This is a genomic window from Verrucomicrobiia bacterium (assembly GCA_035574275.1).
GTDB lineage: Bacteria > Zixibacteria > MSB-5A5 > DSPP01 > DSPP01 > DSPP01.
The window spans coordinates 1-19,709 of sequence record DATLYY010000022.1; the positions used below are offsets into that span (position 1 = coordinate 1).

The following is a 19,709-nucleotide window of genomic DNA, read 5'->3' on the forward strand; positions in this document are numbered from 1 at the left end:
AACCAAAAAAAGCCGGAATAGAACACCAAAGCGCCGCGCAAGCGGCGCAGGGCAGCTGCCTCTTTGAAGGCAGCCAACCCAATAGAACTGAAGGGAAGGTGGCGCCTCCCCTTCACATGCCGCCCAAATCCCGCGAACCCAAAGCCCTAAGACCCAAGGGCAGCCAAAAGGGTCAAAAGGAAAGGCAAAAGGGGCGGAGCGTACGCTCCGCCCCTCCCTTCCCTTAAATAATCGTCTTTAAATGGAGGTGACGAGCGGACGAATCACTAATCTCTGATCTCTAATCTCCGTCTTTCTTGTCCCCTCTCCTTGTAGGAGAGGGTCAGGGAGAGGTTGCGTTTTCCCCTGCAAAATCCCCCCGATTTTGCAGGAATAAAAATATAGAGAAGGGGATTTTTTTTATTTTTTTACAAAATCACAACCAAAACGGTGTCGTTTTTGAAGATTTAAGATTCTTACCGGAAATCTTCCATCAGCTTTTCCAGCTCTTTTGAGCCGGGGCAGAGGGAGGAAAAGGGGAGCTTGACGAGGGGGGTTTCGGAAGTGCCAATCATTTCGTGCATTTCGCCCACGGACTCGTCCAGATACAAAAGGCCGGTGGGGATGACGCCTTTGGCTTGGTGCTCCTGCAGGTAGGTGAAAACCTTGGCGCGGTCGGTGGGGTCGTAGCCATCGGGAACCGACGAGAAGCGCACCAGCGAGCCATCGTGCATCGGAACCACGGTTTCGCCATTTTCGCCAACATGGGCGGAAATTTCTTTTGCAGGCGGGACGAAATCGGCCTGGGCGACCTGCTGTTCGTGCTTGCGGGTGTACAAATAGCTTTTGGTGGAGCCCTCGTGGTCGTTGAAGGTGACGCAGGGAGAAATCACGTCCACCAACGCCAGCCCGCGGTGCTTCAATCCGGCTTTTAAAATCGGGACCAACTGTTGTTTGTCGCCGGAAAAGGAACGGGCGACGAAGGTGGCGCCGATGGAAAGCCCGAGCATCACCGGGTCGATGGGGGCCATCAAGTTCACTTCCCCTTTTTTCAGCTTGGAGCCGACATCGGCTGACGCCGAAAACTGCCCCTTGGTCAGGCCATAAACGCCGTTGTTTTCGATGACGTAGAGCATCCTAAGGTTTCTGCGGATGGCGTGGCACATCTGCCCCAGGCCGATGGAGAGGGAGTCGCCATCGCCGGAGATGCCGATATAGTAGAGTTCGCGGTTGGCGGCGTTGGCACCGGTGGCGACGGCGGGCATTCTACCATGGACGGAGTTGAAGCCGTGGGCGCCGGAGGCGAAGTAAGTCGGCGTCTTCGAGGAGCAGCCGATGCCGCTCATTTTGGCAATCAAGTGCGGCTTTAGGGAAAGCTCCCAGAGGGCGCGAATCAAGGCGGCGGTGATGGAATCGTGCCCGCAGCCGGCGCACAACGTGGACATGGCGCCTTCGTAGTCGCGAATGGTCATCCCCAACTCGTTTTGCTGGAGGGAGGGATGGGCGGCTATCGGTTTGGTTATCGAGGGCATTAGTTCATCATCCTTCAGCTCCACTTAGTGCTTTTGGCAATCCTTCGGGCAGCAGTTCGCGAACAGTTTTGCCATCCAGTTTGCCGAGAGCTTTCAAGAGGCCGTCCACGACTTGTTTTGCACTTAAAGGAAAGCCGCCGTAGAAAAGCAGGGATTTCAGCTTCTGCTTGGGGACGCTCGTTTCCACGGCAATCAAGGATTTCAACTGGTGGTCGCGGTTCTGTTCGACAATATAGTTCACTTCGTGGTCGTTCAAGAATTTTTCCACCGCGCCGTCGAAGGGGAAACCGCGAATACGCATGTAGTCGGCCTCGATTTTACGGGTGGAGAGGATATCCAGCGCCTCGCGCACGGCGGCGTCGCAGCCCCCCAGCGTAACGAGGGAGAGCTTGGCTTTTTTCTTCCGCTCAATTATCGGGGGTGGGATGAACTTGGCGGCGGCCTTGTGCTTTTCCAACAACCGGTCGAGCACGTCCTGATACTCCTCCGGCAGTTCGGTGTAACCCCCCAGGCGGTTGTGGCCGGAGCCGCGGGCCAGATAAGCCCCCTTTTCCGAAAAACCGGGCAGGGTGCGGGGGGTGACGAAATTTTCGTCCCAGTCGGAATAGCGGTGGAAACTTTTTATTTTTTCCAGCTCCTCCGGCGAGAGCACGCGGCCGCGGTCGGGCTTATAGCCGTCGTCCCATTTCAACTCCGGCACCACCCAGTCGTTCATGCCGATGTCCAAATCGCTCATCAAAATCACGGGGGTCTGGAATTTTTCCGCCAAATCGAATGCTTTTACGGCGAACTCGAAGCACTCGGCGGGGTCGGATGGAAAGAGCAAAATATGCTTGGTATCGCCGTGGGAGGCGTAGGCGGCGAGCATCAAATCGGCCTGCTGGGTGCGGGTGGGCATTCCAGTGGAGGGGCCGACGCGCTGGACATCCACCAAGACGGCGGGGACTTCGGCATAGTAGGCCAGCCCCAGAAACTCGTTCATCAAGGAGAGACCCGGACCGGCGGTCGAGGTGAAGGCCCGGGCGCCGGCCCAGCCGGCGCCGATGACCATGCCGATGGCGGCCAGTTCATCCTCGGCCTGCAAAATCGCAAAATTGTTTTTTCCTGTTTTGTCTTTTCGATAGCGGTTGCAGAAGCCCATGAACGCTTCCATTACGGAGGTCGCGGGCGTGATGGGATACCAGGCGGCCACCGTCGCTCCCGCGTAGAGCGCACCCAAAGCGGTGGCGGTGTTGCCGTCGATTAGAACTTTGCCGCCGTTGGCGTCCATCCGCTGCACACGGATAGGAAGCGGGGTTTCCAGATTTTTTTTGGCGAAGTCGAAGCCCAACTGCAGGGCCTTGTGATTGGAGTCCAAGAGGGCTTTTTTTTTGCCGAAAGTTTCCTGCAGCAACTCCTCCACCACTCCCATTTCGATATCCAGAAGGGCTATCAAACTGCCGGTGTAAGCAATATTTTTCATCAAAATCCGCTCGCGGGGTTCCTTGAAATTTTGAATACAAAGCTGGGCGTAGGGGACGCCTAAAAAGGTGACATCATCCCGGTGGAGCCGCTTGTCCAAGGGCCAACTTGAATCGTAGAGCACCCAGCCGCCGGGGCGGACTTCGCGGATATCGCGGCTATAGGTCTGGGCGTTCATCGCCACCATCAAATCGTATTCCAAGGCGCGGGAGGTATGGCCTTCTTTGTTCACGCGGATTTCGTACCAGGTCGGAAGCCCCTGAATGTTGGAGGGGAACAAATTTTTGCCGGAGACCGGAATTCCCATCCGGAAGATGGCCTGCATCAAAAGCCCGTTGGCGGAGGCGGAGCCGGTGCCGTTGACATTGGCCAGCTTGAAGGCGAAATCGTTTATACGGGAATCGGCTCGCTGGTCCATTTCAGAGTTCCGGCATAGGGTAAAATGACTTCCGATTTCTGCATATCCCAGGCGGCGGTGGGGCAGCGCTCCGCGCACAACCCGCAGTGGACGCATATGTCTTCATCCTTCACCATCACCCGTTTGGTCTGGGGCAAATCCTCCGACACAAACAAGGCCTGCTCCGGGTTGGCAAAAGGGGCGGAGAGGCGGGATTTTATTTCCTCCTCGGTGCCGTTGGGGGTGATGGTCAAACACTGCACGGGGCAGACGTCGATGCAGGCGTCGCACTCGATGCAGCGGGGGGCTTCGAAAACGGTCTGGATGTCGCAGTTCAAACAGCGTTCCACTTCGCGGGCGGTCTGCTCCGCCGAGAATCCCAACTCCACCTCGATGGAAAGCTCGCTGAAGCGCTTTTTCAAATCGACGTGGCTCATCTTCTGCCGATGGACGGGGTTGAAGTCGTTGGAGTAGCTCCACTCGGAGAGCCCCATTTTCTGGCTGATCAAATTCAAGCCGCGCGGCGGCCGCTGGGTTACCGGCTGGCCGTGGACGAACTGGTGGATGGAGATGGCGGCCTCGTGGCCGTGGGCGACGGCCCAGATGATGTTTTTGGGGCCCCAGGCGGCGTCGCCGCCGAAAAAGACGCCGGGGCGGGAGGACATAAAGGTTTTCTCATCCACCACCGGCAGGTCGTATTTGCCAAATTCAATGCCGATGTTGCGCTCAATCCAGGGGAAGGCGGTTTCCTGCCCGATGGCCAGGATTACGTCGTCGGCCGGGAGAAAGACGGTGTCGACTACTTTGGAATTTTTGGCTTCAGCATCCCATTCGAGCCGCTCGAACTCCATCCCGACCAGTTTGCCGTTTTCCACCACAAAGCGTTTGGGGGCATGGTTGATGACGATTTCAATTCCTTCCTCCTCGGCGTCCTCCAGCTCCCACGGGGAGGCCTTGAAGAATTGGCGGGGGCGGCGGGCCATCACCTTAATATCCATTCCGCCCAAGCGCCGCGAAGAACGGCAGCAGTCCATCGCCGTGTTGCCGACGCCGATGATTAAGACCTTTTCTCCGATTTTGTCAATATGTCCGAAGGCAATCGATTCGAGCCAGTCGATGCCGATGTGGATGTTGGCGGCGGCTTCCTGTCTGCCGGGGAGCTCCAAATCCTTGCCGCGCGGCGCTCCGCTGCCGACGAAAACGGCGTCGAAATTCTGTTCCAACAACGCTTTCATGCTGGTCACCGGCGAGTTGTAGCGGATATCAACCCCCATATCCAGAATGGCGGCGCATTCTTCCACCAGCACTTTTTCCGGCAGGCGGAAGGAGGGGATGTTGGTGCGCATCAAGCCGCCGGGTTTGTCGTGCTTTTCAAACAGCACCACTTCGTAACCGAGTGGCATCAAATCGTTGGCCACGGTCAGCGAAGCCGGGCCGGCGCCAATCAAAGCGACCCGTTTGCCGTTTTTCTTTTTGGGGGCTTTGGGGAGCAGGTGGCCGATTTCCCCTTTCAGGTCGGCGGCGACACGTTTCAAGCGGCAAATCGCCACCGGTTTGTCGTTTTCCAGCCTTCCTCTTCGGCAGGCGGGTTCGCAGGGGCGGTCGCAGGTTCTTCCCAGAATGCCGGGGAAGACGTTGGATTCCCGGTTCAGCATATAGCTGTCCGTGTAGCGCCCCTGGGCAATCAGCCGGATGTATTCCGGCACGTTGGTATGGGCCGGGCAGGCCCACTGGCAATCAACGACTTTGTGGTAATAGTCCGGATTTTTGGTATCGGTTGGTTTCATTCGACTATCTATAACTGCTGCCGGTTCTTTTCCATCCCTTCTCTTAACAACAGGAATGATGGGAAAGTGCCGGTCCTGGGGGCGGAGTTAAGTATCCGCTTTTTCCTGAAAGGCCTCCATCCTACAATTTTCAAGATAATCGAAACGGCTTCCATATTCAAGCCGAAGCGGATGACGACCTACAATCCCCATTTAGATGGGTCGGCCAACTGCTTATCGGGCTTGAGGTTTTCCCTTAATATTTTCAGACCTTCCCGGTGGGGATCCGGGTACTAATTAATTTTCCGAGCCAATGTAGGTAAACAGCATGGGAAATAGAGGTCGTGTTGGCAAGAGGGGCGAAAGATGCTATACTTTATATCATGGGCAGGCGACTTCAGTGCACGATAGGCACGGTCGTGATTCTCGGCTTCATTTTGAACGGTTGCAACAGCAAACGGCCGACCGGCCCCGAAAGGAATGTGCCCTCTGCGGTGACGAACTTATCTGCTGACTCGCCGACGGACACGAGCCTACGGCTGACTTGGACAGCCCCCGGAGACGACGGGATGACGGGAACTGCATCGCGGTATGATATTCGATTCTCTAAGAGTGTTAGTGCGACTTGGGAAGTGATGGCGCAGGTCATCGGAGAGCCAACGCCGAAAGCTGCAGGACAAACGGAGAGTTTTACCGTTGGCGGACTTTCTCCGACTACGACCTATTATTTCCTGCTCAAGACAGCAGACGAAGTGCCGAACTGGTCGGGACTTTCCAATAAGGCGGTCGGAATGACAAGTGCAAATCCGACCATCGCATTTAACCCGACATCAGTGACTTTCACCGACACGATTGGGACGTCGAGCCCGGCGGCCAAGACCGTGGATGTCACCAACGGCGGTGGTGGGTCGTTGACCGGGTTAGCGGTGGGTTCCATCACGTATGGTGCCGGAGCGAGCGGGTGGCTATCGGCCGGTTTGAGCGGCACGAGTGCGCCGACTACGTTGACGCTAACGGCAAGTCTTTCAGGGTTGTCGGCCGGGGGCTACACGGCGACCGTCCCGGTCACCTCTGGCGTGGCATCAAACAGTCCGCAGACGGTAAGCGTCACCTTTCAGGTTGTGGACCAATCGCCGACCATCGCATTTAACCCGACATCAGTGACTTTCACCGACACGATTGGGACAGCGAACCCGGCGGCCAAGATCGTGAATGTCACCAACGGCGGTGGCGGGTCGTTGACCGGGCTGACGGTCGGCACCATTAGCTACGGTGCCGGAGCGAGCGAGTGGCTGACGGCGGTGCTGAGCGGCACGACAGCACCGACGACACTTACGTTGATGTCAAACCTTTCAGGGCTGTCGGCTGGTAGCTATACGGCGACCGTCCCGGTCACGTCCGGCGTGGCATCGAATAGTCCGCAGATGATAAGTGTCAGTTTCAAGGTGGAGACAGCTCCGACGATTCAAGGTCGAGTTGTTGGCTTGAAACCGTCAGGATTTGTTGACCCAACCGGTCTCCGATTCTTCGTCCGTGCAGGCGCAACTGTAGATTCCGTCGATGTTCAAGGCGGCCAGTTCTCACTTTCAACTGAACTGCTGCGATTTGACTCCGTGGAATTATACCTAGACGCAAAGGATCCAAGTTTAAGAGAATTCCATCCGAGCTATATCAAAACGAGTAGCGCTGAAGTTATGAATCTCGTGGGACAAATGCGCCTCAATTTTGTCTTGGTCCCATACCAGTGGCTAGTAACAAACGGCATTCACGCAGGTAGTAACGTCGCCACAACCATGAGTGAAGCTTTCCAGAAAGACCCGATCAACCCAGAGCCGATAAACGTTGAACCCTTTTATCTGAGGGAACAGAGTGTTGTTCGCCTTGATCGTCCACTTAAGACCGCGTTCGATAGAGAGAAATCTAACATGCCGATCACAACCACAGACTCTGTTGCCTTCTGGACAAGCATCGACAGTTTACACGCTTACCTTGGGATGGGAGCCCTTTTCGCGCCAGCCAACATTGATGAACTGCCTTCCAGTGCTCGTGGAGTTAGAATCATCGTGGACACGACCGGATGCCGGGCCTGCGCCAGCCCCAATGTGGCGGTGGACAGAATCATAGGTGGGCAATTCGAAGTGAATTCAGTGCAAGTCTTCGCAAATCCTCGTATCATTATGCACGAGGCGATTCATGTTTTTGGATTCGGTCACACATGTTTGTGGCATACCATCATGATCAGACTTGGGTGTTCCTCATTCCCGACTCCGTATAGCTCCACTACGCCCACACCGATTGATGTCGCATACATTTGGATTATGTATTTAATCCGAGACTTTCAAATTGAAGAGAATTTTCCTTATGGAATCCTTGAGGCGAAGAATGGTGAAGAGATGGTGTCCCGGCTCCGATAGCGCAGGGGGCACCTACACTGCTTATCGTCCGCAGTTCATATACAATATGTTATTGCGGAGGAGGGGAAATCGTAAATGAAGCAGACGCTTGAGGGTTACATCGATGAGTATAACCAGCTAAGGGCAGAGATCCGAATGTATTTGGAGCATGGCACAAAGAGCCTGCAGATTGCAATGGTTCTGAGCGTAGCTGCGATGACCTTTGGTCATCAATACAAATTTCCGTGGCTACTTATCCTTTCCTCCCTGATTGTTTTGTACCTTTGGTATGACGAGATCCGGCATCTTCGCGCGGTCAAGAGAACGGCGGCATACTTGGAAGTTTTCGTCGAGCAAAAAGTTCCCGGTCTAAATTGGGAGACGTACAGTGCCGACCATCCGTTTGATAAAAGTTTTGTGAATCGGGCCATTGCGGCTGCGCCTTTCCCCACTTTGGTGGTTGTACAAGCGCTATACGGCTTCCATCTGGCAGGTTGGCCACTCTGGCTAGGTATAACGGGCATCGCCATCTTTACGGGCTATTTTTCTAGACTGTCGTATCTCACGGCTAAGTATGGCCGAGAGGAGGAGCGACAACACTGGGAAGAGGTTTTACGAAAGCGTACCTCGGACTAGCAAGAAAAATTACCAATGCCTGTGAAAGCACGGCTGGTACGGCCGCGTAAGAGACGGTAATACTGTTGTAGAATCTTCTATTCAAAACCTAAGACGAATGCCGCCTGTAAATTTGCGGCGCGTCATAGGTGTATTTTCGGGTTGCGCAAGGGGTTGTCGGCCCGAAAGTTGGCTGGCTGCGGTTTAGGGGATATAAGTTTTTTCGATTTTTCAGTTGCGTCAATGGACTTTCTGATTATATTAGCCGGCTCTTATGCGTATCGCCGTGCCGCTCGAAACTGCCCCCGGAGAAACCCGGGTTGCCCTTATTCCCGAATCCGCCGCCAAGCTGGTGAAAGCCGGGCAGGAGGTTTTTGTCCAATCCGGGGCCGGGATGCGGGCGCATTTCACGGACAAGGCCTATCAAGAAGCCGGGGCGACGGTCGTTGCCAGTGCGCGGGAAGTTTATGCCAAGGCGGAGCTGGTGGCGAAAGTCCGAGAGGTGATGTCGAGTTCCGAGGCCGGCGGGCACGAGGCGGATTTGATTCCGGAAGGGGCGGTTTACATCAGCTTTTTGGGGCGGAACAAAAATTCGGAGGCGGTCAAAAAACTGGCGGCGCGACGGGTCACCGCCTTTTCGATGGAGATGATTCCGCGCACCTCGCGGGCGCAGAAAATGGATGCGCTTTCCTCGATGGCCTCCATTGCTGGTTACAAGGCAGCTTTATGGGGGGCGGGGCATTTGGGGAAATTCTTTCCTTTAATGATGACGGCGGCGGGGACGATTGCGCCATCCAACGTTTTCATCCTTGGCGCCGGAGTCGCCGGTTTGCAGGCGATAGCCACCTGCCGGCGGTTGGGTGCCGTCGTCGAAGCATTTGACGTGCGGCCGGCCGTCAAGGAAGAAGTGCAAAGTTTGGGGGCGAAGTTTATCGGGCTGGAGCTTTTGGCCGAGGAGGCGGTCGCCGCCGGGGGATACGCCAAGGAGCTTTCGGAAGAGCACCAGAAAAAAGAGCGGGAGCTTATCGCCGTCAGTTTAAAAAAAGCGGACGTGGTCATCACCACGGCCGCCATTCCGGGGAAAAAAGCTCCCCTGCTCATCACCGAAGCAATGGTCAAGGATATGAAACCCGGCTCGGTCATTGTTGATTTGGCGGCGGAAACCGGCGGCAACTGCGAGCTGACCGAAGCGGGAAAAGATGTGCACAAGCATAACGTTTTGATTATGGGGCCGGTGAACGTCCCCGCCTCGCTTCCTTTTCATGCCAGCCAGATGTACTCGCGCAACGTTTTGGCGCTCATCCAGCTTATGCTTACGAAGGAAGGAAAGCTCAATTTGAATTTTGAGGACGACATCATCCGGGACAGCTGCATCACACGCTCGGAGGCGGTCGCGGCGGGGAAGGTGTAATGGATATTCTATACGAAGTTTACATTTTTCTTCTGGCGGTTTTTGTCGGGTTCGAGGTCATCTCCAAGGTGCCGGTGGTTCTGCACACCCCCTTGATGTCCGGCACGAACGCCATCCACGGCATCGTAATGTTGGGCGGGATGCTCGTTTTGGCCGAGGCGCAGGAGCCGCTTTTGGTCTGGCTTGGATTTGCGGCGGTTGTCCTCGGGGCGGCCAATCTATTCGGCGGGTTCGTGGTGACCGACCGGATGCTGGAAATGTTTAAGGCGAAGAAACCGGCGGCGAAAAAATAATGGACGCCAAAGTTCTTTCCGATCTCGCCTATCTAACGTCCGCCTTCCTTTTCATCATCGGCCTGAAATTCTTGAGCCATCCGGCCAAGGCGCGCCGGGGGAATTTTTTGGCGATTTTGGGGATGGCGTTCGCCCTCGTGGCGACTTTCATCTTTCTCTGGAGCGGGGGTTCGCCTGCGCGGGGGATGCTCATAATCGCCGGCATTGCAATCGGCGGGCTTTTGGGCACGGTCGGGGCGCGGATGGTGGCCATCACCAATATGCCGCAGATGGTGGCCTTGCTGAACGGCTGCGGCGGCGGGGCAGCGGCTTTGATTTCCACGGTCGAGTTCGTGGGCGGACATACCACAGACCCGGTCGGTTTCGGCTCTACGATTTTCGGCTGCATCATTGGCTCCATTTCCTTTTCCGGTTCTTTGGTTGCCTTTGGCAAGCTGCAGGGGATTATCTCCGAGCGGGCCGTCACCTCGACTTTCCAGAAAATTTTCAACGCCCTTTTGTTCTTCGCTTTAATTGCCAACATCATCTGGATTGCGGCAGGGGGCGGAGAAACGGCTTTTCTTTTGTTTCTGGCGGGTTCCCTCGTTTTTGGCGTTCTGATGGTCATCCCCATCGGCGGGGCGGACATGCCGGTGGTGATATCCCTTTTGAACTCCTTTACCGGTCTCGCGGTGGCGGCCACGGGGTTTGCGCTCAAGCAGCCGGCGCTCATCATCAGCGGGACTTTGGTCGGCGCTTCCGGAACGCTTCTGACCGTTCTTATGTGCAAGGCCATGAACCGCTCGCTGGCCAACGTGCTTTTTGCCGGGGTGGGGGCGGGTCCCGTGGCAACGCCGGGGGCGGCAGCGGCCGGGGAAGCGGCCAAAACGGCGCGGGAGATAACGCCCGAGGATGCGGCGGTTTTGCTCGGCAACATTCAATCCCTCATCATCATTCCGGGCTACGGGATGGCCGTGGCGCAGGCCCAGCACGTCGTACGGGAGATGGCGGATATACTTGCGGCCCGCGGGGTGGAAGTGAAATACGCCGTGCACCCGGTTGCCGGGCGGATGCCGGGGCATATGAACGTGCTTTTGGCGGAGGCGAACGTGCCCTACGACCAGCTTTTCGACTTGGACCAGATCAATCCGGAGTTCGAGCGGTGCGACGTGGCCTTGGTAATCGGGGCCAACGACGTGGTGAATCCGGCCGCCCGTTACGATAAATCCAGCCCGATTTACGGGATGCCGATTCTGGACGCCGACAAATCGAAGCATATCATCGTCATCAAGCGGAGTTTGAATCCGGGCTTTGCCGGCATCGACAACCAACTGTACTACGACCCCAAGACCTTCATGCTTTTTGGCGACGCCAAGGGGGCGGTGGCCAAGCTGGTGGAAGCGCTGAAGGCGGTTTGATTTTTCCTTACCGGGAGTAGTTGACCCCACTTCCACCCCTCCCCTCCAGGGGAGGGCAAGAAAGCGGGGAGTCCGGTTTTAATTTGTAAGGGACTCCGGAGCGGGGGCTCCGGATTACCCAAAAGAAAACAGCGTTGCACCGTCTCCCCGCATCTCGGATGGAACCTTTTTCTGTTATAATCGAATGGATATGGAACCGATAAAGATTTTTGCCGTGGCCGGGGCTTTGCGGGCGGGGTCGTACAACCGGAAGCTTTTGGCCGCCGCCGTGCACAAGATAAAGGACGCCGTTGTCGATATTGGTGATTTAAAAGAATTCGATATACCCCCTTATGACGGCGATTTGGAGGCAAAAGGACTGCCCGCCGGCGTCGTCAAATTGAAAGAACGGATAGCCGCTGCGGACGGGTTACTCATTGCCACGCCGGAATACAACTGGTCGATTCCGGGAACTTTCAAGAATGCCATTGACTGGGCCTCACGGCCGCCTTCCAATCCCTTCCGCGGAAAAACGGCCTTAATCACCGCCGCCTCCAACGGGCACTTTGGCGGCACGCGTTCCGTTTTGCACTTGCGGCAGGTCTTGGTCACGCTCGGCGTTTTGGCCATTTCGGAGCAGGTTACCGTCCCCTATGCCGACAAGGCCTTCGACGACGCCGGAAATTTAATCGACCCCAAGCTGAACGCCAGCTTGCAGAAGGGGGTCGACGCGCTCATCCGCTTTACGACCGCATTGAAGGCCAGTAAATAATCTTGCTTTGATTTTCTTATTTCCTTGACACGATTTTGGAAGGCGGCGTATAATAGGTAGGAAAACGGAGGTGCCTATGTCGCCAAAGGCCGAATGGATTCGGAAGAGAGGGGTTTTTGGTTCACTTTTGCTTCTCACAGTTTTCTACGCTTTACCAGTATACGCCACAGTTACTAAAATAAGCCCGCAAGGACCTCGGCTCGAGGTGCCTTATTCGCACGGTTCCATCGCCGCGTCGGAGACCACGGTGGTCGGCTGGGATTTCGGGTACTTGGTTGAAGGGGCTTTTTTGGATTTGATAAATACCCGTTTTACGTCCGTCTCCTACGTCATCACTTTGGAGAACCTGCCCGGCACGACGGCTTCCCCTTCTTCCGGGACCATTCCACCGCAAAGCGTGCAATCGGTTTTGATTTTTACCGACCGCTCCAACGTGCCGGTGGGGGAGTACACGGGCAAAATCCGGGTTATTTATCAACCGGACGACACGATTATCGTCCCCCTGCACTACTTTGTAGCCGACACCATCTTCGGCGTGGATTTCACCCCTCCCGAGGATTCGGTCTTGCAGCCGGGGACGGTGGTCAACTTCGGCCACCGGGTATTTTTTACACTTTGGAGCAAGAACACGGCGGCGGTGAACTGGCACGTCAAAAATCATTCCGGCGTGCGCATCAGCCGGAACTTCAACGCCAGTTTGACCTCGAAAGGGAACTGGGAGTGGATACCGGAGGATACGGTGACGATTCCGAACGGGACGCCGACAGTTACCTCCATTTCCAGGATGACGCCGACCGGCAACCCGGTCACGGATGATTACTTTTCGGTTGTCTATCAAACCTCCGGCGGGCCGCCAGCCACCACGCGGGGGGATTTGAACAACGACGGGTTTTTGACGCCGTCCGACGTCGTTCTGGAGCTGAATCTCGTATTCCTGAATCAGATTCCTCCGGCGGGAGCGGCGGAAGGGGACGTGAACTGTGACGGATTTCTTACGCCGGCGGACGTGGTTTTGCTTTTGAACAAAGTGTTTCTGGACAGCGGGACACTTTGCACGTAAGGCCGAGAATAGAGATTTGAGATTGAAAATTAGCAAAACCAAAGCGGGTGTGGTTCTTCTCACTATTCTTTTTTGTGCCGCTTCCGGTTTCGCCCAGCCGGCGGATTTGGTTTTTCAAAACGGGAAAGTCGTCACGGTTGATGACACCCAGCCACGGGCGGAGGCGGCCGCCGTTGCGGGAAATAAAATCGTTTTCGTCGGTTCCAATTCCGATGTGGAAAAGTGGGTGGGGCCGAAAACGGAAGTGATAGACCTTCAAGGCAAGCTGCTCTTACCCGGGTTCAACGACGCCCATTGCCATCTTTTAAACGGCGGTTTTCAGCTTATACGGGTGAATTTGCTCGGCGTTAAAACGCTCGAAGAAATTCAGGAAAAAGTTCGCGAGGCGGTCCAGCGGGCGCCGAAGGGGGCTTGGGTGCAGGGGCGGGGATGGGACCAGACCCTTTTCAACAACGGAGCGTGGCCTACGAAAGAGATGTTGGATGATGTGGCGCCGAATACGCCGGTTTATCTGCGGCGGGTGGACGGGCATTCCTCGTGGGTCAACTCGGCAGCCTTGAAGCTGGCCAACATCACTAAAGAAACGCCAAACCCGGCGGGCGGGGAAATTGCTCGTGACGAAACCGGCCAGCCGACCGGGGTTCTGAAGGAGAATGCCACGGAGTTGGTGACGCGTGTAATTCCCAAGCCATCTCCGGCGGAATTGCGGCAAGCGATTGAGAAGGGGCTGGAAGAGGCGCGTAAATTTGGTGTAACATCCCTACAGGAAGAGAGCGAGGGGACGTATCCGGGGGTGATTTCTGTTTACAAGGAATTGTTGAACGAAGGGGGGCTGACGGCGCGGATTTCGACTTGGATTCCCCTTGATTCGGCCAAATACCCGGAGCGGCTGGCGAAGTTGCGAAATGTTTTTCCGACCTATTCTTCCATTCTCCGGCTGGGAATATTAAAAGGGTACATCGACGGCTCGATGGGGTCGCGGACGGCTTTGCTTTTCCGGCCGTATTCGGACGATTCCACAACAAACGGGATTGCGCAGTACACCCAGAAGGAATTGGAGCGGCTGGTGTTTACGGCCGATTCGATGGGATTTCAAATCGGCATCCACGCCATCGGGGACAGCGGGAATTTTGTTGCGCTTTTGGCGTACTCGCAGGCGATTTTGCAAAACCAGCCGCGGGAAAGGCGGCATCGGATTGAGCATTGCCAGTTAGTACGCTTGCAGGATATACCGGCCTTCAAGGAACTGGGAATAATTGCTTCCATGCAGCCGACGCACTGCACGTCGGACATGCGCTGGGCGGAGGCGAGGGCGGGGAAGGAGCGGTGCAAGGGGGCGTATGTCTGGCGGTCGTTTCTAAATGCCGGGGTCTCCTTGGCCTTCGGCACGGACTGGGTGGTGGAGCCGCTCAATCCGATGGGGGGGCTTTATGCCGCCGTCACCCGCCAAGACCTTGAAACCGGGCAGCCGGAGGGGGGATGGTTTCCCGAGCAGCGGCTGACGATGGAAGAGGCGGTGCGGGCATACACGCTCGGTTCGGCTTACGCCGATTTTCGGGAAAAGGAGCTGGGTTCGATAACGACTGGGAAGCTGGCGGATTTGGTAGTGCTGGATAAGGATATCTTCAGCATCCCGCCGCGAGAGGTGTTGGCTACCTCGGTGGTGATGACGGTTATGGACGGGAAGGTCGTTTACCGCAAGAAATAGCTTGGCAGATTTGCCCTTTCAAACGTATTTTATTTCCGTGAGAAAGACAAGTTTTCTTCTATTCTTTGTCTGTCTTGTGGCTTTAGCCGGGTCGGAATGTTTTAGCGCCTCCCTTCCTTTCAGCGCCAAGGCGGATGACGGGCTGGTGCTCAAAGGAACTTTGTACTTGCCGGATGGAGTCAAGGAGGCGCGGCCGGTGGTGATTTTGTTGCCGAAGATGGCCAGCGACCGGAAAAGTTGGGGGGACTTTCCCAAAAAAATTTCGGCCGCCGGATACGCCGTTCTGGCCTTGGACCAGCGGGGGCACGGCGAGTCGGTCTGGCAGGGGAAGAAGAAACGGAGTTTTTTGAAATTCACCAATTTTGATTTTGCACGGATGGTCACGGATTTGGACGCCGTATTGGCTGCTTTGTCCAAGCAAAAGAAGGCGGACGTCAGCCGGGTGGCCATCTATGGGGCCTCCATCGGGGCGAACGTGGCCTTGGTGTATGGCGCCGGCCATCCGGAAGTGAGGGCGGTGGCGCTTTTGTCGCCGGGGATGGATTACAAGGGGATTACCCCGGCGGATGCGGTTGTTTCCTGGGGCCACCGGCCGGCCCTCATCGTAGCGGCGGAAAAGGACGGCTATTCAGCTTTGAGTTCACGAAAACTGGCAAGCAAAATAGGGGAAAACGCCATGCTTAAAATGTACGAAGGGAAAGAGCACGGGACGGGGCTTTTTACGGAACAAAAAGATTTCGGGCCGTTTCTTTTCGACTGGACGCTAGCGAATTTTCCCGTTACCTCTCCCAAATAGATGGAAAACCCCTTCTTAGAACGGCTGAAAAAAGGGCCCATCCTCTGCGACGGGGCAATGGGGACGATGCTCTATCAAAAAGGAGTATCTTTTGAGCGCTGTTTTGACGAGCTGAACATCTCCCATCCGGAACTCATCGCCGATATTCACCGGGCGTACATCAAGGCAGGGGCGGAAATCATCGAGACCAACACGTTTGGCGCCAACCGGTACCGGCTCTCGACATATGGATTGGAGAAGCAGACGGTAAAAATCAACCGGCAGGGGGCAAAAATCGCCCGGGATGCGCGGGAGATCGAGGGGAAATCGGTTTTCGTGGCGGGGGCCATGGGGCCGCTTGGAAAACCGCTGTATCCCATCGGAAAAATCAGGGAGAAAGAGGCATTTGACGCATTCAAGGAGCAGGCGGAGGGGCTTTTGGAAGGGGGAGTTGACCTATTTATCGTTGAAACGCAGAGTGATTTGAAAGAGGTGGAGCAGGCCGTTTTGGCCATCCGGTCGCTTTCTCAACTTCCCATAATCGCGCAGATGAGTTTCACGGAAGAGGGAAAAACCACCACCGGCACCGGCCCAGCCGAAGCAACGAAATTTCTTTCCAACCTGCCGGTGGAAGTCATTGGCGCGAACTGCTCGGTGGGGCCGCAGGGGGTTTTGGCGGTGGTTTCGCAAATGGCGCACGAGACGAAGAAATATGTTTCTGCCCAGCCGAACGCCGGGCTGCCGCGGCTGGTTTCCGGGCGGTTCGTTTATTCCACGCCGCCGGAGTACTTCGCCGAATACACACGCTACTTTCTGGCGACGGGAGTCACCCTCGTGGGCGGCTGCTGCGGCACCACGCCGGCACATACGGAAGCGATGGCGGAGGCCTTGGTTCATTTTGCGGAAAGGAAAGTTTTGCCGGAGACGGTGGAGGTTATCTCTTTTCCCGCGGAGGAGGAGAAACGGGAGTTTATGCCCGGGCGGCCGACGGGGCTGGCGGCAAAGCTGGGTAAAAAGTTTGTCATCTCGGTGGAGCTGGACCCGCCGCGGGGGATTAATCCGGAAAAACTTTTGAAGGCGGCGGCGCGGATTAAAGAAGCGGGCGTGGACTGCGTGAACATCGGGGATTCGCCGATGGCGCGGGTGCGGATGGGATGCCTTTCAGTCGCCTATATGGTGCACCAGCAGGTGGGGATTGACGTCGTGATTCACTTCACCACCCGTGACCGGAATTTGATGGGGATTCAGTCCGATTTATTGGGGGCGCACGCCTTGGGCATTCGCAACGTTTTGGCCATTACCGGCGATCCTCCCACGGTCGGGGATTATCCCCATGCCACGGGGGTTTTTGACATCGATTCGGTCGGTCTCTTGAAGGTTTTGACCAAGCTGAACACCGGGGCGGACTGGAACGGAAACTCCATTGGCAATCCCACTGAGTTCTTCATCGGCTGCGGCGTCAATCCCACGGCCGAGGATATGGAACGGGAGGTGGAGCGGTTCCATCAAAAGTTAGAAGCCGGTGCACAGTTCGTTTTCACCCAGCCGTTGTATGACCGGCGGGTTTTGGAAGAATTTTTGAAGCGGGTCAAAGGGGTGAGAATTCCCATTCTTCTGGGGATTTTGCCCTTGCAGAGTTCGCGGCACGCCGAGTTTCTGCACAACGAGGTTCCGGGTATAACCATTCCGGAGCCGGCCCGGCGGGAGATGCGGGAGGCAAAGGACAAAGGGCCGGAAGTCGGCATTGAGATGGCGCGCGTATTTTTGGAGGAAGTGAAGGATTTGGTCGCGGGCACGTATTTGATGCCGTCGTTCGGGCGGTACGAGCAGGTTTTGGAAGTGGTGAAAAACGTTTTACCGAAGGAGGAGGTTGTTAAAACGACGCGATGAAAAAGGTGACGCTTGCTTTTGCAATTCTAACGCTGGCTTTTGGCTGCGCCAAAAAAAATGACGAGGCGGAGGTTCAGGACCTTTACACGCAAGGACAGATTGCCATGAACCAGGCGAAATTTGATTCGGCGTTGGTGATTTACGACACGATTTTGAAAAAATATCCCAACCACCCGAAAAATGACCGGGCACTTTTTTTGATGGGATACATTGAAAACGAGTTTTTGGGGAATAAAGAAAAAGCGAAGACGCATTTTGACGATTTGATGGCACGGTACCCTAAAAGCGACCTGATCAAGGATGCCCGGTTTTTGCTTTCCGGAGAAACGCCCAGGATTTAGCCGTCAGCCATGCTTTTCCGGAAAGCATAGACCGTATTCAAGTGGGAGGCAAGACGCAACATATTGTGCTGAAATAGTTTGACATACCATTAAGTTGGGTTTAATTTGGGGTGGTGCGAGCCGTGATTCAACGGGTTTTGCGGGCTTCGGTCGCCGTTGGAGAAAAGCGGGTGGCCGAAACGGGGCCGGGTCTGCTCGTTTTTCTGGGTGCGGGTCAAGGCGACACGGCGAAAGAGGCGGAGTGGATGGCGCACAAGACTGCGAATTTGCGCATTTTTGAAGACGAAGCGGGAAAGATGAATTTGTCCGTAAAGGATGTTAAAGGAGAAGCGCTTGCCGTTTCGCAGTTCACCCTGTATGCCGACGCGCAGAAAGGAAACCGTCCCGGATTCACCTCTGCGATGGAGCCGGCCGGGGCGGAAAAATTGTACCGCCATTTCGTGGAGACGCTGAAAAAAGAGGCGATTGCGGTCAAGGAAGGGATATTCGGGGCCAAGATGGCCGTTGAACTCGTCAATTGGGGGCCGGTTACAATTATTTTGGAGAGTGAAAAAAAATAGGATGTCACTGGCACAACTGCTCACCGAAATACCGCAGCAACGGGAATGGCGGGAACTGGCCGTGCGGCTCGGTGAAAGGAAGGTCGTTCTGGCTTCCGCCTCCCCCCGGCGCAAAACCCTTCTTCGGCAGTTAGAAATTCCTTTTACCGTTTTTCCCAGCGAGGTGGCGGAGGAGGACGGAATTATCGAGTCCGCCAATCCGCCCGGTCTGGCCGCCGAACTGGCGGAGCGGAAGGGAGCGGACGTTTTAAAAAAAACGGGCGGGGATATCGTCATTGGGGCCGACACTATCGTAGTCCTGGGGAAAAAAATTTTCGGCAAGCCGCGAACAAAGAAAGAGGCGTCTCTTTTCCTTGCCGAACTGCAGGGAAAAAAGCACACCGTTTACACCGGTGTTGCCGTTTTTGCTTCCTCCGGAAAAAAAGCGAGCGGCGTGGAGAAGACGGACGTTTTTTTTCACGAGGTGGTGCCAGAGCAAATGCAAGCTTACATCGAATCGCGGGAGGGGATGGATAAGGCCGGAGCATACGGGATTCAGGGAATGGGGAGTTTTTTGGTGGAAAAAATCAAAGGTCCCCTCGACAACGTGGTGGGGCTGCCGCGGGTCAAGCTTTTGGAGCTCATTAAAAAGGTGCTATGACGACAACGCTTGGCGCTTTTTTGCGCTCCAAACGGGAGGAACGGGGGATTGCCCTCGAGGAGATGGCGGAAAAAACGCGCATTCCGCTGCGCTATCTTTCGGCCCTTGAGGAGGACCGGCTGGACGCCCTGCCGGGGAAGGTGTACGAACGGCTTTTTATCCGCACCTACGCCGATTTGGTGGGAATCAACGTGGAGGAGCTGGGGCGGCAGTTCAAGGAGATTCAAAACACGCTGGAACTCAAGGTGCGGCCGGAGGACGAACGGAGATCCCCTTTCCTAAAGCGGGGGATTTACGCGCTCGGGTTTTTGACCGTGATTTTGGTGGGGGTTTTGATTTTCATCCGCCGGGAGCCGGAGCCGGCCGCCGCACCGGAGCCGGAGGTGATTCCGAACCTGGTGCCTTCCCAATCGGCAGACTCCTTCATCCCGCAAGCGCCGGCCGCACCGCCGGAGCCGGAGAGTTTGCATTTGAAACTGGAAACGGCGGAAACCAACTGGGTGCGGATTTGGACGGACGGCAAAATGGTGCTTGAAGCGGAACTTAAGCCCGGGGAAAGCAAGGCGTTTGCCGCGGAGAAGAAACTGCGGCTGTCGCTCGGACGGGCGCGGGCGGCCGATCTCTGGATTAACGGACACCGTCTGAAAAAGCTGGGGCGGGAACGGGCGACCTTGATCAATTTTGAACTGACGCACGAAAATTATCCGGCCCTGATCGACTCGGCCGCCAACCCGTAAAGG

17 protein-coding genes are annotated in these 19,709 nt (G+C 55.9%); 14 read left to right on the forward strand and 3 right to left on the reverse strand.

Annotated features, from left to right (window positions below; translation table 11 throughout):
• Nucleotides 1-455 precede the first annotated feature (455 nt).
• From VNL73_03655 to VNL73_03665, 3 genes are read right to left on the reverse strand one after another with little or no spacing between them, the layout of a single operon-like run.
• Nucleotides 456-1,511, reverse strand: coding sequence for a 2-oxoacid:ferredoxin oxidoreductase subunit beta (locus VNL73_03655; GenBank protein HXF48508.1), 1,056 nt, complete (start codon nucleotides 1,509-1,511; stop codon nucleotides 456-458).
• Between the two features lie 7 nt (nucleotides 1,512-1,518).
• Nucleotides 1,519-3,390: a 2-oxoacid:acceptor oxidoreductase subunit alpha gene (locus VNL73_03660; protein HXF48509.1), complete on the reverse strand. Its 1,872-nt coding sequence runs from the start codon at nucleotides 3,388-3,390 to the stop codon at nucleotides 1,519-1,521.
• The gene (locus tag VNL73_03665; protein HXF48510.1) at nucleotides 3,363-5,156 is read right to left on the reverse strand and encodes an FAD-dependent oxidoreductase; all 1,794 of its coding nucleotides are present in this window, start codon (nucleotides 5,154-5,156) and stop codon (nucleotides 3,363-3,365) included. Before VNL73_03665 ends, VNL73_03660 begins: the two co-directional genes overlap by 28 nt.
• Before the next feature lie 362 nt (nucleotides 5,157-5,518).
• On the opposite strand from VNL73_03665, the gene VNL73_03670 reads away from it, so the two are divergent.
• From VNL73_03670 to VNL73_03735, 14 genes are all read left to right on the forward strand, one after another.
• Nucleotides 5,519-7,549, forward strand: a complete 2,031-nt coding sequence (locus tag VNL73_03670) for a fibronectin type III domain-containing protein (GenBank protein HXF48511.1) — start codon at nucleotides 5,519-5,521, stop codon at nucleotides 7,547-7,549.
• Nucleotides 7,550-7,624: 75 nt separating this feature from the next.
• Nucleotides 7,625-8,164: a hypothetical protein gene (locus tag VNL73_03675; protein HXF48512.1), complete on the forward strand. Its 540-nt coding sequence runs from the start codon at nucleotides 7,625-7,627 to the stop codon at nucleotides 8,162-8,164.
• A gap of 253 nt (nucleotides 8,165-8,417) precedes the next feature.
• Nucleotides 8,418-9,554 (forward strand): Re/Si-specific NAD(P)(+) transhydrogenase subunit alpha, encoded by a 1,137-nt coding sequence (locus VNL73_03680; GenBank protein ID HXF48513.1) that lies wholly within the window; start codon nucleotides 8,418-8,420, stop codon nucleotides 9,552-9,554.
• Complete coding sequence (locus VNL73_03685; protein HXF48514.1) at nucleotides 9,554-9,847, forward strand: NAD(P) transhydrogenase subunit alpha; 294 nt, start codon at nucleotides 9,554-9,556, stop codon at nucleotides 9,845-9,847. Before VNL73_03680 ends, VNL73_03685 begins: the two co-directional genes overlap by 1 nt.
• Nucleotides 9,847-11,244, forward strand: a complete 1,398-nt coding sequence (locus VNL73_03690; GenBank protein ID HXF48515.1) for an NAD(P)(+) transhydrogenase (Re/Si-specific) subunit beta — start codon at nucleotides 9,847-9,849, stop codon at nucleotides 11,242-11,244. Before VNL73_03685 ends, VNL73_03690 begins: the two co-directional genes overlap by 1 nt.
• A gap of 190 nt (nucleotides 11,245-11,434) precedes the next feature.
• Complete coding sequence (locus VNL73_03695; GenBank protein HXF48516.1) at nucleotides 11,435-11,995, forward strand: NADPH-dependent FMN reductase; 561 nt, start codon at nucleotides 11,435-11,437, stop codon at nucleotides 11,993-11,995.
• Between the two features lie 76 nt (nucleotides 11,996-12,071).
• On the forward strand, nucleotides 12,072-13,055 hold the full coding sequence (locus VNL73_03700; GenBank protein HXF48517.1) for a hypothetical protein: 984 nt from the start codon (nucleotides 12,072-12,074) through the stop codon (nucleotides 13,053-13,055).
• A gap of 22 nt (nucleotides 13,056-13,077) precedes the next feature.
• Nucleotides 13,078-14,763: an amidohydrolase gene (locus VNL73_03705; protein HXF48518.1), complete on the forward strand. Its 1,686-nt coding sequence runs from the start codon at nucleotides 13,078-13,080 to the stop codon at nucleotides 14,761-14,763.
• A gap of 76 nt (nucleotides 14,764-14,839) precedes the next feature.
• A complete protein-coding gene (locus tag VNL73_03710; protein ID HXF48519.1) occupies nucleotides 14,840-15,559 on the forward strand; it encodes an alpha/beta fold hydrolase in 720 nt (239 codons plus the stop codon).
• Nucleotides 15,560-17,428 carry a bifunctional homocysteine S-methyltransferase/methylenetetrahydrofolate reductase gene (locus VNL73_03715; protein ID HXF48520.1) on the forward strand — a complete coding sequence of 623 codons (1,869 nt, stop codon included), beginning with the start codon at nucleotides 15,560-15,562 and terminating at the stop codon, nucleotides 17,426-17,428.
• Nucleotides 17,425-17,769 (forward strand): tetratricopeptide repeat protein, encoded by a 345-nt coding sequence (locus VNL73_03720; protein HXF48521.1) that lies wholly within the window; start codon nucleotides 17,425-17,427, stop codon nucleotides 17,767-17,769. The genes VNL73_03715 and VNL73_03720 overlap by 4 nt, the downstream gene beginning before the upstream one ends.
• Before the next feature lie 113 nt (nucleotides 17,770-17,882).
• Complete coding sequence (gene dtd, locus VNL73_03725; protein ID HXF48522.1) at nucleotides 17,883-18,329, forward strand: D-aminoacyl-tRNA deacylase; 447 nt, start codon at nucleotides 17,883-17,885, stop codon at nucleotides 18,327-18,329.
• Between the two features lies 1 nt (nucleotide 18,330).
• Nucleotides 18,331-18,969, forward strand: a complete 639-nt coding sequence (locus VNL73_03730) for a Maf family protein (protein HXF48523.1) — start codon at nucleotides 18,331-18,333, stop codon at nucleotides 18,967-18,969.
• Nucleotides 18,966-19,706: a RodZ domain-containing protein gene (locus tag VNL73_03735; protein HXF48524.1), complete on the forward strand. Its 741-nt coding sequence runs from the start codon at nucleotides 18,966-18,968 to the stop codon at nucleotides 19,704-19,706. The genes VNL73_03730 and VNL73_03735 overlap by 4 nt, the downstream gene beginning before the upstream one ends.
• Nucleotides 19,707-19,709 lie beyond the last annotated feature (3 nt).